At 47.3% G+C, this 17,139-nt stretch carries 17 protein-coding genes; 3 read left to right on the forward strand and 14 right to left on the reverse strand.

Annotation, left to right across the window (positions count from 1 at the left end; translation table 11 throughout):
* Positions 1-142: 142 nt before the first annotated feature.
* The 11 genes from wecB to ccmA form a co-directional block, all read right to left on the reverse strand.
* Positions 143-1,267 carry a non-hydrolyzing UDP-N-acetylglucosamine 2-epimerase gene (gene wecB / locus JAO78_RS04610; RefSeq protein ID WP_226750181.1) on the reverse strand — a complete coding sequence of 375 codons (1,125 nt, stop codon included), beginning with the start codon at positions 1,265-1,267 and terminating at the stop codon, positions 143-145.
* Between the two features lie 134 nt (positions 1,268-1,401).
* A complete protein-coding gene (locus JAO78_RS04615; protein ID WP_226750182.1) occupies positions 1,402-2,184 on the reverse strand; it encodes an MlaA family lipoprotein in 783 nt (260 codons plus the stop codon).
* Between the two features lies 1 nt (position 2,185).
* The gene (gene ccmI, locus JAO78_RS04620) at positions 2,186-3,409 is read right to left on the reverse strand and encodes a c-type cytochrome biogenesis protein CcmI (RefSeq protein WP_226750183.1); all 1,224 of its coding nucleotides are present in this window, start codon (positions 3,407-3,409) and stop codon (positions 2,186-2,188) included.
* A complete protein-coding gene (locus JAO78_RS04625; protein ID WP_226750184.1) occupies positions 3,406-3,891 on the reverse strand; it encodes a cytochrome c-type biogenesis protein in 486 nt (161 codons plus the stop codon). The genes ccmI and JAO78_RS04625 overlap by 4 nt, the downstream gene beginning before the upstream one ends.
* Positions 3,892-3,923: 32 nt before the next feature.
* On the reverse strand, positions 3,924-4,502 hold the full coding sequence (locus JAO78_RS04630; protein ID WP_226750185.1) for a redoxin family protein: 579 nt from the start codon (positions 4,500-4,502) through the stop codon (positions 3,924-3,926).
* Positions 4,495-6,456, reverse strand: coding sequence for a heme lyase CcmF/NrfE family subunit (locus tag JAO78_RS04635; RefSeq protein ID WP_226750186.1), 1,962 nt, complete (start codon positions 6,454-6,456; stop codon positions 4,495-4,497). The genes JAO78_RS04630 and JAO78_RS04635 overlap by 8 nt, the downstream gene beginning before the upstream one ends.
* A 3-nt stretch (positions 6,457-6,459) precedes the next feature.
* The gene (gene ccmE, locus JAO78_RS04640) at positions 6,460-6,957 is read right to left on the reverse strand and encodes a cytochrome c maturation protein CcmE (RefSeq protein WP_226750187.1); all 498 of its coding nucleotides are present in this window, start codon (positions 6,955-6,957) and stop codon (positions 6,460-6,462) included.
* Complete coding sequence (ccmD, locus tag JAO78_RS04645) at positions 6,957-7,247, reverse strand: heme exporter protein CcmD (RefSeq protein WP_226750188.1); 291 nt, start codon at positions 7,245-7,247, stop codon at positions 6,957-6,959. The genes ccmE and ccmD overlap by 1 nt, the downstream gene beginning before the upstream one ends.
* Positions 7,248-7,260: 13 nt before the next feature.
* A complete protein-coding gene (locus JAO78_RS04650; RefSeq protein ID WP_226750189.1) occupies positions 7,261-7,998 on the reverse strand; it encodes a heme ABC transporter permease in 738 nt (245 codons plus the stop codon).
* A gap of 1 nt (position 7,999) precedes the next feature.
* On the reverse strand, positions 8,000-8,665 hold the full coding sequence (ccmB, locus tag JAO78_RS04655) for a heme exporter protein CcmB (RefSeq protein WP_226750190.1): 666 nt from the start codon (positions 8,663-8,665) through the stop codon (positions 8,000-8,002).
* Positions 8,659-9,318, reverse strand: a complete 660-nt coding sequence (ccmA, locus tag JAO78_RS04660) for a cytochrome c biogenesis heme-transporting ATPase CcmA (protein WP_226750191.1) — start codon at positions 9,316-9,318, stop codon at positions 8,659-8,661. The genes ccmB and ccmA overlap by 7 nt, the downstream gene beginning before the upstream one ends.
* A 190-nt stretch (positions 9,319-9,508) precedes the next feature.
* Here ccmA and JAO78_RS04665 point away from each other — a divergent pair, with 190 nt between their 5' ends.
* Entirely contained in the window at positions 9,509-12,127 is a 2,619-nt protein-coding gene (locus JAO78_RS04665; RefSeq protein ID WP_226750192.1) for a flagellar hook-length control protein FliK, read from the forward strand.
* Between the two features lie 77 nt (positions 12,128-12,204).
* On the opposite strand, the gene JAO78_RS04670 is transcribed toward JAO78_RS04665, so the two are convergent.
* A complete protein-coding gene (locus tag JAO78_RS04670) occupies positions 12,205-13,617 on the reverse strand; it encodes a sodium-dependent transporter (protein WP_226750193.1) in 1,413 nt (470 codons plus the stop codon).
* Positions 13,618-13,795: 178 nt separating this feature from the next.
* Between JAO78_RS04670 and JAO78_RS04675 the strand changes: the two genes are divergently transcribed.
* Positions 13,796-14,095, forward strand: a complete 300-nt coding sequence (locus JAO78_RS04675) for a YciI family protein (protein WP_226750194.1) — start codon at positions 13,796-13,798, stop codon at positions 14,093-14,095.
* 33 nt (positions 14,096-14,128) lie between these two features.
* Positions 14,129-15,148 (forward strand): UDP-glucose 4-epimerase GalE, encoded by a 1,020-nt coding sequence (gene galE, locus JAO78_RS04680; RefSeq protein WP_226750195.1) that lies wholly within the window; start codon positions 14,129-14,131, stop codon positions 15,146-15,148.
* Between the two features lie 155 nt (positions 15,149-15,303).
* On the opposite strand, the gene JAO78_RS04685 is transcribed toward galE, so the two are convergent.
* Together JAO78_RS04685 and JAO78_RS04690 are read right to left on the reverse strand one after the other, a co-directional pair.
* Positions 15,304-15,954 (reverse strand): response regulator, encoded by a 651-nt coding sequence (locus JAO78_RS04685; protein ID WP_226750196.1) that lies wholly within the window; start codon positions 15,952-15,954, stop codon positions 15,304-15,306.
* Positions 15,947-17,101: a sensor histidine kinase gene (locus tag JAO78_RS04690; protein WP_226750197.1), complete on the reverse strand. Its 1,155-nt coding sequence runs from the start codon at positions 17,099-17,101 to the stop codon at positions 15,947-15,949. Before JAO78_RS04690 ends, JAO78_RS04685 begins: the two co-directional genes overlap by 8 nt.
* Between the last annotated feature and the right edge of the window lie 38 nt (positions 17,102-17,139).

The following is a 17,139-nucleotide window of genomic DNA, read 5'->3' on the forward strand; positions in this document are numbered from 1 at the left end:
AATCAAAACCGAATTATCTTGTTTTGGAATATCTTATTTCCAACAACAGGTCCGACCGCACTCAGACACCGGTAAGAGCTCCAACCAGTACCGGAGTGTGGTCGGAGGTCAGAGTGGTGTCTGAGTGTGGTCTGAGCAGTATCTAGCGGAAGGTTTTTAAGGTGGCGATAATTCGTGCACAGGCTTTGCCATCACCATATGGGTTATGGGCGAAGCTCATGCTGTCGTAGTAAGGTTTGTCACTGAGTAAGCGAGTGACTTCAGCTACAATTTTCGCTCTGTCTGTACCCACTAACTTCACGGTACCGGCATCAACGGCTTCTGGCCGTTCGGTCGTATCACGCATCACTAAAACCGGTTTGCCAAGTGACGGCGCTTCCTCTTGAATACCACCAGAGTCGGTCAGTACCAAGTAACTTCTGCTCATCAAATACACAAATGGCAGATAATCTTGTGGCGCAATTAAATGCACGTTCGATACATCACTAAGTAAACGATAAACCGGCTCGCGCACATTGGGGTTTAAATGTACTGGGTACACAATATCGCAATCCGGGTATTGCTTAGCAATATCCGCTAGCGCAGCACAAATTTGCTCAAAACCACCGCCAAAACTTTCACGGCGATGGCCTGTTACCAGAATCATTCGGCGATCGTCTTTTACAAAAGGAAACTGCTTGGCAAAACTGGCGCTTAGTTCTGGGCTGTTATCAATTTTGTCGACAACTTGCAGCAGCGCGTCAATCACCGTATTCCCCGTAATAACGATGTTAGCGGCAGCGAGGTTTTCCGCTAATAGGTTATCCGCAGAGGTTTGCGTCGGCGCAAAGTGCAAACGGGTTAAAGCGCCGGTTAACTTGCGATTGGCTTCTTCAGGCCAAGGGCTATAAATATTGCCAGTACGCAGGCCGGCTTCGACATGGCCTACTGCAATTTTTTCATAGTAGCAGGCTAAAGCTGCAGCAAAAGTAGTGCTGGTATCACCGTGTACTAGCACGATATCAGGTTGAAACTCACGCAGTACCGGTTTGATGTTAAGCAAAATACTGGTGGTAACGTCATACAGATCTTGGCCTGCTTTCATAATGGCTAAGTCGTATTCAGGTTCGATATGGAATAATTGTAATACTTGATCGAGCATCTCACGGTGCTGTCCGGTAACACAAACGCGGCTATCGAAGGCCGCATCTTGCTTAAGTTGATTAACCAGTGGCGCCATTTTGATGGCTTCAGGCCGTGTGCCAAACACACTTAATACTTTAATCATGTCGCTTTCCTTTTCATTGACTCGCGCCGTCTTCAGGCCTGTTTGCATCATCTAACTGGACACACCAGTACCGGAGTGCGGTCAGAGGTGTGACCTGTACCGGAGTGTGGTATGACCTCTGGCTGCTGAGTGTATTATTCGATTTCGTCGAGAAAATCTAACACATCATCATCTAATGTTTCTTCTGGCTTTGGTGGATTGCCATCGTAGATTTTAAAGATCTGACGCTGATAATAACTTTCTTTAACAAACGAGTATGGATCGAGCGAGTCGTTTAACATATTTTCGACTTGCATTAACTGCTCGCGACCGTCTAATGCACCAATTACGGCACGTGAAATGGTTAACGGCGTATTTAATAAGCTTAAAGGGAAGTACAAATTATCAACCAATGAGCCAGCAGTATCTCTTACCGTGGTAGGCCCACGCGCAGGGATCATTAAAAACGGGCCATCGCCAATCCCCCATACCGCCATGGTTTGGCTGAAATCTTCTTCAGCATTGGTCAACCCAATATTGGTTGCCACATCAAATAGGCCAAAAAAACCGGTGGTGCTGTTTAACACAAAACGGCCAACGCTTACGGCTGCTTTCTTCGGCTTGGCTTGCAACACGCTGTTGACGAAGCTAGCTGGCTCACCTAAGTTATTGACTACATTACTTAACCCTTTACGTGCCGGTTTTGGCACTACCGTGATGTAGCCTACGGTTAGCGGTCTAAGTAAATAGGCGTCTAACACATCGTAATTAAAATCCCAAAGCGGGCGGTTAATACGCTCTAGGGGATCTCGCACATCAGCATAGGCAGGTTGAACATCATTAGTCGTTGCAGCTTGCTGCTCGCTTGGTGCGCTAGCACAGGCCGTTAAGCTGAGCACACCGCCAAGCAGCACGGCTCGAAAAAAGAATAAAGACATATTACTGTTCCAAAGTTAATTGTACGGATAATACCGGTTGCTCAAAACTTAGCACCGCTGACACCACTTCTACATCTTGCGCAGAGCGCTCAACTGTTCCTGAAACAGCCATACGGGCAACAACTTGAATAAGATTAGTTTGCTCGATGTTCCAGCCTGCTTGCATCGCATCGGCTGCCGATAAGCTGATCTCGGTTACACCGGCAACTAATGGCAAGCGCTTCGCAGCTAATGGAATAGCCGGGCCTTCTGCTGCACGAGCAAACACGAACAATGAAGCGCCAGGATGAGCGGTGGCTAACTCTGCGCCAACACTAACCTGAACCTTTATTTCACGAATAAAGGCTGCGTTTTGCTCGGCAGTGCCAACCGTTGCAGGGGCATTTAATTCGGCTAAACGTGCATTCACCACTTCTAAACGTGGATCATCTGGTGCTAAGCGCGATGCCAATAATTGCCAAGCGGCTATCGCTTCGGCATTATCGCCACGCTCATAAGCAATCAACGCCATTAATGAAATCGCATCAATATTTTCAGGCTCTTGCATTAAGACCCGCGCAACACTTTGGCCGGCTTTGGCTAAATTCATATCACCGCCCAGCATAATCAAGGCTTGGCTGTAGCTAATTAACAACGGCGTGCGCTCTGGCATTAGCTTTAAAGCGCGCTCAAAAGACTCAACCGCTTCTTCTAGCATGCCCAAGGTCATCCAAACCCGACCTAATAACATCCAAGCTACCGCATCATCACCTTCATTGGCCAGTTTGGTGCGCAGCGCTAAAGAAAACAGCTGCATATCTTGCTCGTTTAAAGGCTCGCCCTCGCCTAACAATGCGCGTTGACCATAGCTGGCTAAGTTTTGCTGGGCATGCTCCCAATCGGATAATTGCCGATAATGGCCATTTTGGCTGTACACCACCGCCACAATTAACGCCGTTACCAGCACTAAACTGAGGTGTAATACTCGCTGTTGCTTGGGTTGCTTATAACGAATGGCTTGCTGCTCTTGTTCTAAAAACTGCTGCTTTAACTCATTGGCGGCGGTATCAAAATCTTGCTCAGCCAATTCACCGGCATCGCGTGCTAACGCCAATAACTGTAGGCGCTCTTCAAATAGTTGCGCCGGGGTTTGATTATTCTTTGCATCGGCTTTGCGCGGCCAAATAATAAAAAGGGTACTTAACACCAACATGGCGAGTGCACCGGCGGCAAGTTGCCACATCATGATTTCTTACTCCGATAACTGTCGATAATTTGCTCAAGCTGCTGGTTTAACTTTGCTTTTTCGGCAGAGTCGGTAGCAGCGTCATCTGACAACTGCTCTGACCTGTACCGGAGTGCGGTCTGACCAGCTTGGCGTTTAAGTTGAAACAGCAACAATGATAACAACACCAGCACCGGGGCTAGCCACAACCAAATGGTATAGCGATTGACCGGCGGCTGATAGTGCACAAAGTCACCGTAACGATCGATCATAAAATCTAACACTTGCTGCCGGCTTAAGCCTTGTTGCACCAACTCATAGGTTTTATCGCGCATATCAACGGCCACCACGGCATTCGAGTCGGCGATATTTTGATTTTGGCATTGCGGACAGCGCAGCTCAGCCGTCAGCTTTAAATAAAGTTGTCGTTGCTGCTCACTTTCAAAAGACAATAACTCTTGGCTCTCTGCTGCACTGGCAGCACAGCTTAAGCCCACGGTCATTAGGATGCTGCAAAGAAAAGTAAAAAATGGCTTCATGGTTTGGCCGCCCATTGCTGGTAAATCGGCGCGAGCTTGCTGCGCCAAACTTGCGGATTAATATCACCAATATGATGCGCCCGTACAATGCCGTTGGCATCCACGATAAAGTGCTCAGGCGCGCCACTGACGCCTAAATCCAGTGATAAACGCCGCTGTTGATCAAGGATATTAAATTGGTAAGGATCGCCATTTTGTTGCAGCTTAGTGGCAACTTCTTGTTGTAAGGTTGGCAAATCGAAGACTTGGCCAAACATCGGATCTTCAGGTAACACGTAGTAAAGGCCGATGATCCGAATGCCCTGCTCATTGCGCAGCTGCGTCATGTAACTGAGCTCGGCATTACAGGTTGGGCACCAAACTCCCCACACATTCAGTAAAAAGGTTTGCCCTTTTAAGGCGTCTGGTGTCCAGCTTTTACTGGGATCCTGTAAATCAGGTAACGAGAAACTGGGCAGTGGTCGATCGATAATAGCCGAGTCACGCTCACGCGGATCAGAAAACAACCCACTGAGTAAAAACAGCGACAAGCCTAAAAATAACGCCAAAGGAATATAAAATAACGCCTTACGCATCCGCCGTCTCCCGAACTGGCACTTGTCGACGATAGCGCTTATCAAGCAAAGCGATTAACGCGCCTAACGCCATCAGCAAGCCGCCAAGCCAAATCCATCTGACGAAAGGTTTTACATACACGCGAATTGCCCAAGCATCGCCGGGTAAGGCTTCACCCAGTGACACATAAAGATCACGGCTTAACCGCGCATGCACCGCCGCTTCGGTCATCACCATCCGCTGAATGTTGTATTCGCGTTTTTCAGCATGCAGATGGGTAACATAGCGCCCATCCGTGCGTCTTACGTCAATTTCTGCCGCTTCACCGCCGTAATTGGGGCCATTTAAGCGATAAACATCTTGCAGCTCAAACTCGTAATCCGCTAACACCACCTTATCACCAATGGCCATGCGCACATCACGTTCGACACTGTAAGTTTTGGTCATGGCCACACCAATCACCAGCACGGCAAAACCGATATGCGCCATCGTCATACCATAATGCGAGGCCTGCAATTTACTTAAACCGGCTTTTACTGAACCAAACTGATCTAACCGCTGATAAATTTCGCTCAGCGCCGATAAGCCTACCCAAGCGCCTAACAGTAAGCCTAACAACGCCAAGTTTGCGACGACACTTTGCAGCAAACTTAAGGTACCCAAAGCGACAATCAGCGTGGCAATGGCCAATAACGACATGGGCTTGAGCAAGGGCGCGGCTTTTTGTTGTTTCCAACGTACCCAAGGCCCTAAACCGAGTAACAGGGCAAAAGGAATGGTCAGGTAATAAAACATCTGATTAAAGAACGGCTCACCTATCGAAATAGAGCCTAAGCCTAACTCTTTGTGCACCAACGGAAATAACGTACCTAACAGCACCACTAAGGTAGCGGTGAGTAAGAACACGTTGTTGCTCCACAGCATCACTTCGCGCGAAAAAAGCTGATAACGCGCCTGACTGCGCACCGAGTTCATGCGGCTGGCGTAAAGTAACAATGAGCCACCGATAACGATTAGCAGGAAAATCAGTAAGAAAATACCACGATCAGGATCCGAGGCAAACGAGTGTACGGATACCAACACACCAGAGCGCACTAAAAAGGCACCTAATAAACTCAGAGAAAAGGCACCGAGCGCCAATAATACCGTCCAGGATTTAAAGGTGCCGCGCTTCTCGGTGACCGCTAAGCTATGGATTAAAGCCGTACCCACCAACCAAGGCATTAACGACGCATTTTCTACCGGATCCCAGAACCACCAGCCGCCCCAACCTAACTCGTTATAGGCCCACCAACTACCGAGCATAATGCCCAGAGTCAGGAACATCCAAGCCGCTAAAGTCCAGGGTCTGGCCCAGCGTGCCCAGGTGCTATCAAATTTACCACCAATTAAAGCGGCAATCGCAAAGGCAAAAGACACGGCAAAACCGACATAACCCAGATACAACAATGGTGGATGGATAATCATGCCAAAGTCTTGCAGCAATGGGTTTAAGTCACTGCCTTGCACAGGGTAAAACGGCAAGCTTCGTTCAAACGGATTTGACATAAACAAAGAAAAAGCAATAAAGCCGATATTAATCAGCCCCATAATGCCTAAAATTCGCCCTTGCATTAATAACGGTAACGCTTTGGAATATTGCGCCACTAAGGCAGTCCAACCGGCTAACATCATAACCCATAACAACATTGAGCCTTCGTGTGAGCCCCATACTGCGGTGAGTTTGTAGTACCACGGTAAAATAGAACTGGAGTTGGTGGCCACATTAATTACGGTAAAATCATCGTGATAAAAAGACCAGGCCAGCGCCATAAACGCCAGTAAGGTAAATAAAAACATGCCTACTGATAAGGGTTTGGCTAATAATAAGGCACGTTCATTGGCCGTAAAGCTTCCAGCTAAAGGCACTAAAGCCAATAGTAATGACAGCGCAAAGGCAAAGGTCAGCGCCAGCTGACCGTATTCTGCAATCATCGACTAGCCTCCGTAATTCGCGTTGCTAGCCGCAGGCTGCTGGCTGGGTGGCACATGGCGAATGCCTTTTAGGGCTTCGGCCACCTCTGGAGGCATATATTCTTCATCGTGTTTGGCAAGCACTTCGGTAGCGGCCAACACCGTGGCACTGCGTAACTCACCTTGCGCAACGATACCTTGGCCCTCTCGAAATAAGTCCGGCAAGATGCCTTCAAATTCAACCGTGGCGATCTCACCTGAATCGTCGGTTAAATCAAAGCGTACTTTTAAACTTTCAGCGTCACGTTGCACTGTGCCGGGCACCACCATGCCCCCTAAACGCAGCCGTTGGCCGACATCGGGTTTAATTTTCCCTTCACCAAGGCCCTGAATAAGCTGACCTGGGGTATAGAACAAGTTAATGTTTTGCTGTAAGGCAAATAGCATCGCCCCCACGGCACCAGCAATCAAACTGATTACTAATAACATGGATAACAGGCGTTTCTTTCGTCTTGGTTGCATTAGCTTTGCTGCTCCTGATACTGCTTAATTCGTTGCTCTCTGGCCATTTTTGCGGCGAGCTGCTGCTTAAACTGGCGTTGCTGGAAATAACTCCACCACAGCAAGCCCATTAACAGCAAATAAGTTAAACCGAAAGATAACCAAACAAAAAAACTGTAACTAATGCCGTTACTGGCCATTGCTAAAAAATCACTGAAGCTAGCAAAGTAGAACGGAAAAACACCAAAAAGTTGCACCGGCAATTCGCTACTCAATTGCCAAAACGTGTTCAATAAACTGCTCAATAACATGCTATCTCCTCGCTTATGCTTTGCTAACTAACTGTTTAACCCAAGGCCGATGCTGCTCATTTTCGAGGATCGCCGTACGTAAACGCACGCAGGTTAACGCCGCTAATAACAAGCTAAACGCCAATAAACTTATTAACAAAGGCCAAAGCATGCTGGGATCAATGGACGGTTTAGCAAATTTAGTAATGCTGGCACCTTGGTGCAGGGTGTTCCACCACTCTACCGAAAAATGGATGATAGGTAAGTTAATCACGCCAACAACCGCCAATAAACTGGCCACTTTAGCGCCAGTTTGTCGCTCTGAAAAAGCCCCATGTAGCGCCATTACGCCAAAATATAAAAACAATAGAATAAGTTCAGAAGTTAAACGGGCATCCCATACCCACCACGCGCCCCACATGGGTTTACCCCAGGCCATACCGGTTAGCAAGGCGATGGCCGTGTACACCGCACCAATCGGCGCGATAGCTAATACTGCCCACTGGGCCGTTTTGATTTGCCACACCAAGGCAGTAAAGGCTGCGATGGCCATCGCCATATAAGCGCCCATCGACATAATGGCCGACGGCACATGAATATGAATGATGCGATAACTGTCTCCTTGCTGATAATCAGTGGGGGTAAAGCCTAAGCCCCAAATATTACCCAACAACAAGGTAAACAAGGCACTACTCATTAACCACGGCGTTAACTTGCCACAAAAATGATATAGCGTTTCCGGTTTTGCTAACGGATCTAACCACTTAAACATATCAGCTCACATTTATCTTTAAAGCGCTGCACACGGCCATAGGCACCAAGGCCAGCGAGAACAAAAACATTGCCAATAAGATGGCAATCTGCCCAGTAAAACCTAAACCAATACTGGCCGCTTCAATGGCGGCACTCGCAAAAATTAATAGCGGGATATATAACGGCAGAATAACCAATGCCAGTAAGATCCCACCTTTATCCGCAGAGACCGTGATACCCGCCCCTAACACGCTGAGTAAGCTCAGCACCGGAGTACCCAGTAATAACGTTAGCGCCATCGCTTCTAGGGAGGCCCCTTGCATATTCAGCAACAAAGCCACTAGCGGTGATAACAGTAATAACGGCAAACCGGTACTTAACCAATTCGCGGTAATCTTCGCCAGCACAAACGGCATTAATGCCTGCTGCGCCGCTACTAATTGCTCGATCACCCCATTGCGATAGTCGTCTTTAAACAGTCGCTCGGCCGCTAATAGCACGCTTAATAGCGCGGCAATCCAAACTATCCCTGGTGCCATTATACGCAGCATATTCGGCTCTGGGCCAACCCCTAATGGAAACAGAGTTAGCACGATAATAAAAAACAACACAGGATTCAGCCAATCTGCTTTTTGCCGAGCCAGTAAACGTAATTCGCGCTGTAAAAAAATGCTAAATTTTACCATCGATAATGGATCTCTAACGCGCGCAAGGCATGATATTCGATGCTGAGCGGTTGATGGGTCGTTAAGATTATCGCGCCGCCGCGCTGTAAATGCGCAATAAAGTGTTGTTGTAAACTGACAATCGCTGATTGATCTAATGCCGTAAAAGGTTCGTCGAGGATCCAAATTTGCGCAGAGGTGGCCCAAAGCCGGGCTAAGGATACCCGACGCTGTTGGCCGGCAGACAGCATGCGACAAGGAATATCTTCTAAACCGGCTAAACCTAATTCTGCCAGTAACGTAAATTCGTCTTGAATATGCAGATCGCTAGCCGCTTGCCAAAATTGTAAATTTTCAATTGCCGTTAATTGCTCATGAATACCGCTCTGATGGCCGATAAAACATAAGTTGGCGGCGTAATCGCTTAACGCGGCAGGTAAGGGTTGAGCTAAATACTGCAGTTGGCCTTCATCGGGTTGTGCCAAGCCAGATAGAATTCGCAGCAATGAGCTTTTACCGGCGCCATTTTTGCCTTTAATCTGCAAAAGTTCGCCCGGTTTTAAGTGTAACGACAGCTGCTCAAACAGCACGCGATCTTGCTTTACGCAGCTTAAATTAGCGGCATCGAGCAAAATAGGGGCAGTAACAGCAAAGGTGGGTTGTGCTATATTCACAGTCCTCTAACTATCGACGACCAACAAAATTGCGCGCATAGTAGCATAATGCCGCCAGAATACGAATCAGAACCGCTTAGTAAGCTTGATTCAAATCAGCTATTTGCACAACTTGTCGGCAAGTGCCGCTTACAGTTCAATAATCACTGTTAACGAAAGCGGCTTTAACCCACAGAACCTTGAGAGCGTGATGTTACCCTTTAATTTTGGCCAGCTAACCACAAACACCAGCTTAAACCCACAAACGGCAGTGAACAGTGGTGCGATTAAGCTTGCCAGCGCCGTGCCCTATACGGCAATGGTGGTCACAAGCCATACCCATAACACCCCCAATGCGACACAGCAATTATTACTGCAAAGCCAGCAAGGCTTACAACGGCTTGCTTTATCTGCGCTACCCCCGTTACCGCTGAATGTGCCGCTGCAACTGAGTTTTAATGCGACAACGCCCGACAACTTGAACGTACGCGTGATGCAGTGGCAAGGTAACCCGCAAGCACAACAATTAACGGCCGCACAAACCACTTTGTTACTGCAACCTGAGCAGCTAAACCAAGTGAGTGCACAATTAGCCAGTGGCAAACCGCTTAATTATTTGGCTGGCCAAGCGGTTACCCCGCCCCTCGCCGCGCAATTAGCCACATTACAATTGGTCAAGTTACCGATTGTCAGTGCCGCTTCATCGGCGCAGCGCGCTTTGCCAAGCAGCAATAACACTAACCTTTCGGCAAATAACAACAGCCAAGCGGCTAACACGCTAACAACCCATACGCCAAGCCAGAGAGCGGCGATGGCTAACCTGCAAAACGCAGCGGTATTTCAAACGCTAAGCCCCAAGCTACAGCTCGCTTTACAACAAGCTGCCGTGCAGATTTCGGTGTTTCAACAATTACAAACGACAAGCCCGCTGTTGCAACTGAATAACCAAGTACTCAACCTTAGCCCGCCTGAGCGCCAGCAATTAAAGCTATTGCTACAACCTTTGGTTACTCAAGCCACACCCAACCATGCCACTGAGCGAGCGAGTTGGGTGTTACTCATACAACCGTTAAAAGATTTAGGCCAATTTCAACTGCCAGGCAGTGCACTGAACCGGCCACTGCAACTTAGCTTGTCTGATGGTAGCCAATTAACCTTGGGCAGCACGCAACCCCAGAACAAACCCGATGACTCATCACAAAAAAGTACGGCAACACACTTGGCAGCAACGGCAGCAACACAAACGCAATTAAGCCAGCCCAGCGCGAAGGTGTCCGCCGGCGTAATGCCTAATACCCCGTTACAAGAGGAACCGATGAAAACTGCGATTGTTGATAAGATCCTCAGCCAGTTTGGTCAAAACAGCGAAAGCATGCCAAAACTGCAAGCAGGGCAACCCTATTTGGCTAAATTACAGTTAACCGGCCAAAGCGCTCAATTTATTGTGCAAACAGCACAAGGCTTACTGCAATTGCCACTGACGCTGGCAGCCAAACAACTCTCTGCCATTCCAAGCGATTTGCCCTTACAGTTAAGTTTTAAAGAAACCAAACCCGGCACAATAGAAATTCATATCAAGGTATTAAGCGGCTTACCAGAGAACATTCCGCTAACAGCGAAACAAGCAAAATTACTGCAAAATCCCAAACAATTAGCCGCCTTGCAACAAAGCTTGCTGCGCGGTGAAACCATCACCCAATTAGCGGGCGAGCCGCTTGCGCAGCCGTTAAACGCCCGCTCAGCCACCAGTAACAGTATTGCCAAACATTTATCGCTGATATTATTGCCACCCGCTAATAACAATAAAACCACCAATGCTAGTTTAGCGCAGCAACAGCTCCACGCAACGGCAGGGGCTAATTTGACCAACAGCACTGCTACCTCGTGGCAATTAAGCGTGCAGCCGCTTGTCAGTGAACACAAAATTCAGCTCGCCAGCCAGCAGTTTGCCAAACCTCTGCCGTTAGGTGCGCAGCCCGCCCCTGCAGCCTCCACCGTGACAAAGTTACAGCCAACCGATGTCAGCAATACACACTGGCGGCAATTATTACCTTTATTACAAAGTGCGCCAGCCACCTTAAGTAGCCTGCCAGACTTACCTGCCGAGGTACAGCAAGTGTTTAACCTACTGCGCCAAGCTCAGCCGGATGGCACTAAGGTATTAACACCGCCTCAAGTACAAGAACAACTGCAAGCAGCGTTAAACTTTCAACCTTTACAAAGCCAACCTAATATGACCACCTCGGCCGGCACCTTGGCTGTGGCCATTCAATTATTATTAGGGCACTTGTTAAAGCAACCCTCGGGACCATTACGTGAGCCAACGGCGCAGCGTTTAGCGCAAAATATCGGGCAGCTTGAACCGGCGCAAGCCTCTAACTTACTACGAGCACTCGGCAGCCACAGTAGTGCTTTGCAATTGGCACAACTACAAAACGCTGAAGTGCCAGCAAATGTGCAGCAATGGCTGATCCCGTTAGCCTTGCAGCAGCAACAAGAAAGCCGAATTAGCCAAATTTTGTTAGAACAAAAAGAACGCGAGCAAAAAGACAGCCAACAAAAACAGCGCTTTTGGCAGTTAACCATGAAATTTGACTTAGCCGATAAGGGCCAATTATTAGCCGTGGCCAAGTTGCAAGACGACGATGTGCAATTACAGTTTTATACCGATCAACCGCAAGCATTACAGCAAGCGCAAAAGTTTTTACCGATCTTAACGGAGCGCTGCAGTGCACAAGGATTAACCGTGAGTAAAGCGGAATGTCAGTTAGGGAAAATCCCCGATACGCTGGGCAGTAAACGCACCAGTTTAATTTCGACACAGGTTTAAGCGGCAAGTTTAAAAAAGTAACACATTTACGGCGTGGCCAGCGCGTTATCACACTGGCCACCGAGGTTGTCGCTTACTTAAAACAACAAGTTTTTACCAAAGTAAATGGTAGAGACAGTGTTGATAAAAATAATCGCTAGAATTAATGGAATAAAAGTACCCAGTGAGAAATTCACATATTTTTGTAAAAATGAGCCTGCAAAGCGCTGATTGCCATCACTAATTTCAGCATCTAAATTCTGCTTTTTCCAGCGGTAAATCACGAAAAGACATAGCAATAAGCCGTTTAATGGCAGGATGGTTTCGTAAAACATATCGTAAATCAGATCAAAGAATGACTTATTGGCACCGCCATAACTTAGCATATTGCTCAGCCAATCAACACGACCAAACGATAAAGCGGAAACGATAGCTAACGCTACCATCACACTGCCTAAAAGATACAAGGCTTTGCGACGACTGATCCCTTTGCCATCCATAACACTGGCCACTGGCACTTCAATAATCGAAACCAGTGAAGTCATTGCAGCGAAAAACACTAATAAAAAGAAAAACGCGGCAACAAAAGAAGCGCCAAAATAACCAATATCGGCCTGTAGCGCTAAAAAGATTTTCGGTAAAAACATAAAGATCATGCCGATACTGGAGGTCGACAGTTCCGAAATTTCAATTTCAGGGTTAAACGAAAACACCGCTGGCAATATTAATAAACCCGAACAACAGGCCACCATTAACGATAAACCCGCCACCGTTTTACCGGCTGAGACGATATTGTCATGTTTTTGAATGTATGAGCCGTACGTAATCAAAATACCCATGGCTAAAGACAGCGAGAAAAAGGCTTGCGCCAGTGCGCCATTGAGAACTTCGCCGGTTAACTTGGTAAAATCAGGGATCAGAAAGAATTTCACACCCAGCATAGCGTTTTCTAAAGTAAGTACGTAAATCACCAACGCAATGAGCATAACAAACAGTGTTGGCATCAGCACGGTGGTGGCTTTTTCAATGCCCTTTTTCACCCCGCCTTGCAAAATTAAGAAGGTTAATACTACGACAAAGGCGAGATAACCAAATAACTCGTTGCTGGTAATAAAATTACCAAACCCTGCAGGATCGGCTAATTGGTCTAGCTGCCCAAAAACGGCTTTACCCAAGTAGCCGGCGATCCAGACGGTAATCACCAAATAGAACACGCCAATCATAAAAGGCGTGATCACCGATAACCAGCCCACGGTGCGCCAAGCGCGGTTTTGGCCAATTTCGGTGTAAGCGCCAAGCGGGTTTTGCCGCGTATGACGGCCTAAACTCATTTCGGCCAGCATCACCGGTAAACAAATAAAGAACACGAAAAAAGCGTACATAACGAGGAAGGCGGCGCCGCCGTTTTTACTGGCCATCACCGGGAAAGCGACGAGGTTACCAATACCGACAGCTGAGCCTGCTGCAGCCAGAATAAAACCTAGGCTGGAGCTAAATTGTTCACGTTTCATTGATGCGTGACTCCTGGATAAATGTTGTAGTTATAGTTGTTGTTTTTTTACAGTCAGTTGCATGCTAACAGTCTGTTGAAGCAAATCCTAGTCCGAGCAGCAAAGCGCGTACTGCTAATTGGTTTTAAAAAGCAAATCTGCTAAGGTGCAAGCAGTTTATTAACAGCCGAGTTTTATCATGTTATATATGATTTATGCAGAAGATGCGGTAAATAGTCTAGAAAAACGGTTAGCAGCCCGACCAGACCATTTAGCACGCTTAGAACAGTTAAAATCTGAAGGACGTTTAGTAATGGCAGGCCCGCTGCCGGCTATCGATTCAGACAACCCGGGGGCGGCTGGTTTTACTGGCTCTTTAGTGATTGCTGAATTTCCCTCTTTAACTGATGCCGAAGCTTGGGCCAAGGCAGATCCTTATTGGGCTGCGGGTGTGTATCAACAGGCTACAGTGAAACCGTATAAGAAAGTATTACCTTAATTTTCGATCAACTTCTCTCAAAGGAATGACAGCATGTCGTCATATATTCTGTTAACGGGTGGTGCTGGTTATATCGGCAGCCATACGGCATTGTGTTTACTGCGTGCGGGTTATCAGGTGATTAGCTTTGATAATTTTAGTAATAGCTCAGATGAAGCGTTAAAACGCGTTGAACAGCTTTCAGGTAAAAGCCTGATCAGTATCAATGGTGACATTCGCGATCAAGCCGCGTTAACCGCCGTTTTTAGCCAATATACTATTTCTGCGGTGGTGCATTTTGCCGGTTTAAAAGCAGTAGGTGAATCCACTGAGCTGCCGCTGCACTATTACGATAACAATGTTGCCGGTACAGTGACCTTATGCCGGGTCATGCAACATTTTAACGTGAAAAAACTGGTCTTTAGCTCGTCGGCAACCGTGTATGGCGATGCTAAAGAAGTGCCGATCAAAGAAACCTCAGCGCGCTCAGCGACCAATCCGTATGGTCAAAGCAAATTGATGATCGAGTATATTTTAGAAGACTTACAACGCGCGGATGACGACTGGTCAATTGCCGTATTGCGCTATTTCAACCCTGTTGGCGCGGATAGCAGTGGGCAAATTGGCGAGGATCCTAACGGTATCCCGAATAATCTGATGCCATTTATCTCACAAGTAGCAGTGGGTAAACGCCAGCAGCTAAGTGTGTTTGGCGATGACTACCCGACCGCCGATGGCACCGGTGTGCGCGATTACATCCATGTGGTCGATTTAGCGCAGGGCCACCTAAAAGCGCTTGAGTTCTTACAAAGCTTTAAAGGTATTGAAGCCATCAACCTGGGCACAGGCGTGGGTTACAGCGTGTTAGACATGGTTAAAGCCTTTAGCGATGTGAATAAGGTGCCGGTACCCTATCAAATTACTGCCCGCAGACCAGGTGATATTGCCGTTTGCTACGCTGAACCGAGCAAAGCGAAACGCTTACTTAACTGGCAAACTGAGAAAACATTGCAAGATATGGTGCGCGACACCTGGCATTGGCAAAGCAACAACCCCAACGGTTACAAAGCTTAAACACTCCCCTTTTAAATAACACTAACCTGTCTCTGGTCTAACCACACTCTGAGACAGGTTAGACCACACTCCGGTACTGGTCTGACCGCACTCTGAGACAGGTTAGACCACACTCTGAGACAGATTGGGCCACTTAGCGTAGCATTTAGGTATGTTTATGGGCTGATCAAGCCCAGTTCTAAAGCCATTAATACCGCTCTGGTGCGATCGCGAACACCGAGTTTACTAAGGATGGTGGAGCACTGATTCTTTACCGTTCCTTCCGATTTACAAAGTGCAGTGGCGATCTCTTTATTGCTGTAACCGGCTGCCATTAACTGTAAGATTTGAAGCTCTTTTTCACTTAATGGCTCTAAAGGTAGGGGTTTAGTAAAAGCAGTAGGCGTAGGTTTACGTACTTGGCTAAGTAGCCGCTCAGTGATGTTAGGCTGAAAAAAACTGCCACCGGCCGCTAAGTTTTCAATTGCACTAATTAAAGTGTCTAATGACACATCTTTTAGTAAAAACCCTCGTGCGCCGGCTTGAATACTTTGTAGCACCAAATCATGCTCATCAAAGGTGGTTAATACCAATACAGGGATGGAAATGTCGGCTTGTTGCAAGGCCTGCAAGGTTGCGATGCCATCCATCAACGGCATAGATAAATCGAGTAAGATAACCTCTGGTTTTAACGTTTGACACAGCGACACCACTGGCCCACCATCACTGGCTTCCCCCACTACGTTTACTTTACCCGAAATGGCTAACAAGCTGCGGATCCCATCACGGATCAGCTGTTGATCATCAACCAGCAACACGTTAAGCATTAATCACCTCTTGCGGTAAACGAATTTGCAACTGTAAGGCTCCATTAACTTTTTGCAGGTTAAGTTGCCCATGACATTCCGCCACGCGCTCTTGCATGCCCGTTAAACCATTGCCTAACCGCCAGTTATCAGCAAGCATGCCGTTATCGGTAATACACAGCAGTAATTCTGCTTTGTCACTATCATGAATAATTTCTGCGCTAAGGCTAAGCGTTGTTGCCTTGGTGTGTTTAAGGGTATTACTGACCGCCTCTTGCACCAGCATCATGACATGTTGTGCTTGAGAGATATTGGGTAGAGTCAGATCTGCTGGGATCGTTAACTCAATGTTTAAGTGCGCGGGTAAATCGGCCAAGATCGGCTCTAAAAGGTGCGCTAGGCTTAAGTCTGCATAATCACGCATGGAGCTTACGGCTTCACGCACATCTGATAACAATAGTTTTGCCAGTTGTAAGCTTTTCTCAACCTGTAAACGTGCTTCACCATCACTGTGATGACGCGCTACTTCTAGTTGTATCGTCAATGCCGTTAAGTGATGACCTAACAAATCATGTAAGTCACGGGCAATACGGTGACGCTCGCCTTGTCTTGAGGCCGCCAGCAATAAGTGCTGGGCAGCCTGTAATTGTTGATGCTGGCTGGCAATCTTAAGCTTAGCCTGCTGCTCAGCTAATATCGCGCTTTGCATCACAATCGCAAACAAATGAAAGCTGCCAAACAAACTGGCCGAGATCCACAAACTGCGTTGTTCAAGCACCGCTTGCAGACTAAACCATATTACCACCACCACAGCAGCTAATAAGATGGCTTTATACTGCGACATAATATGAGGCAGTAAAGACACCCAAATAATGGTTAAAATTGCCAAGTAGTCAAAATGCCCAGTCGGTAGCACCCACAATAAACCGAACGCACTGGCTAACTGCACGGCCAATAAATAATGTCCATAACGCTGCTTCAAGGCTAATGACGAGCTCGACTCTTGCGTTAGAAAAATAAAACAGCCGCCATAAAGCAGTAATAACAGCACTACGGGTAGCCAAGGTTGTGGGCCGGGTAAACGCTGCAAAATAAGCAGTGTAATGCCAGAAACCAACAGCCAGGTCAGAACACCGGCTAAGGTTGCAAGAGGAAAAGGTAATTTCATCAACTTATTATGTCTGTTCTAGCTTTAACTGCAATAGG

Origin of the sequence: Alishewanella maricola (assembly GCF_016343785.1) — a bacterium.
GTDB lineage: Bacteria > Pseudomonadota > Gammaproteobacteria > Enterobacterales > Alteromonadaceae > Alishewanella > Alishewanella maricola.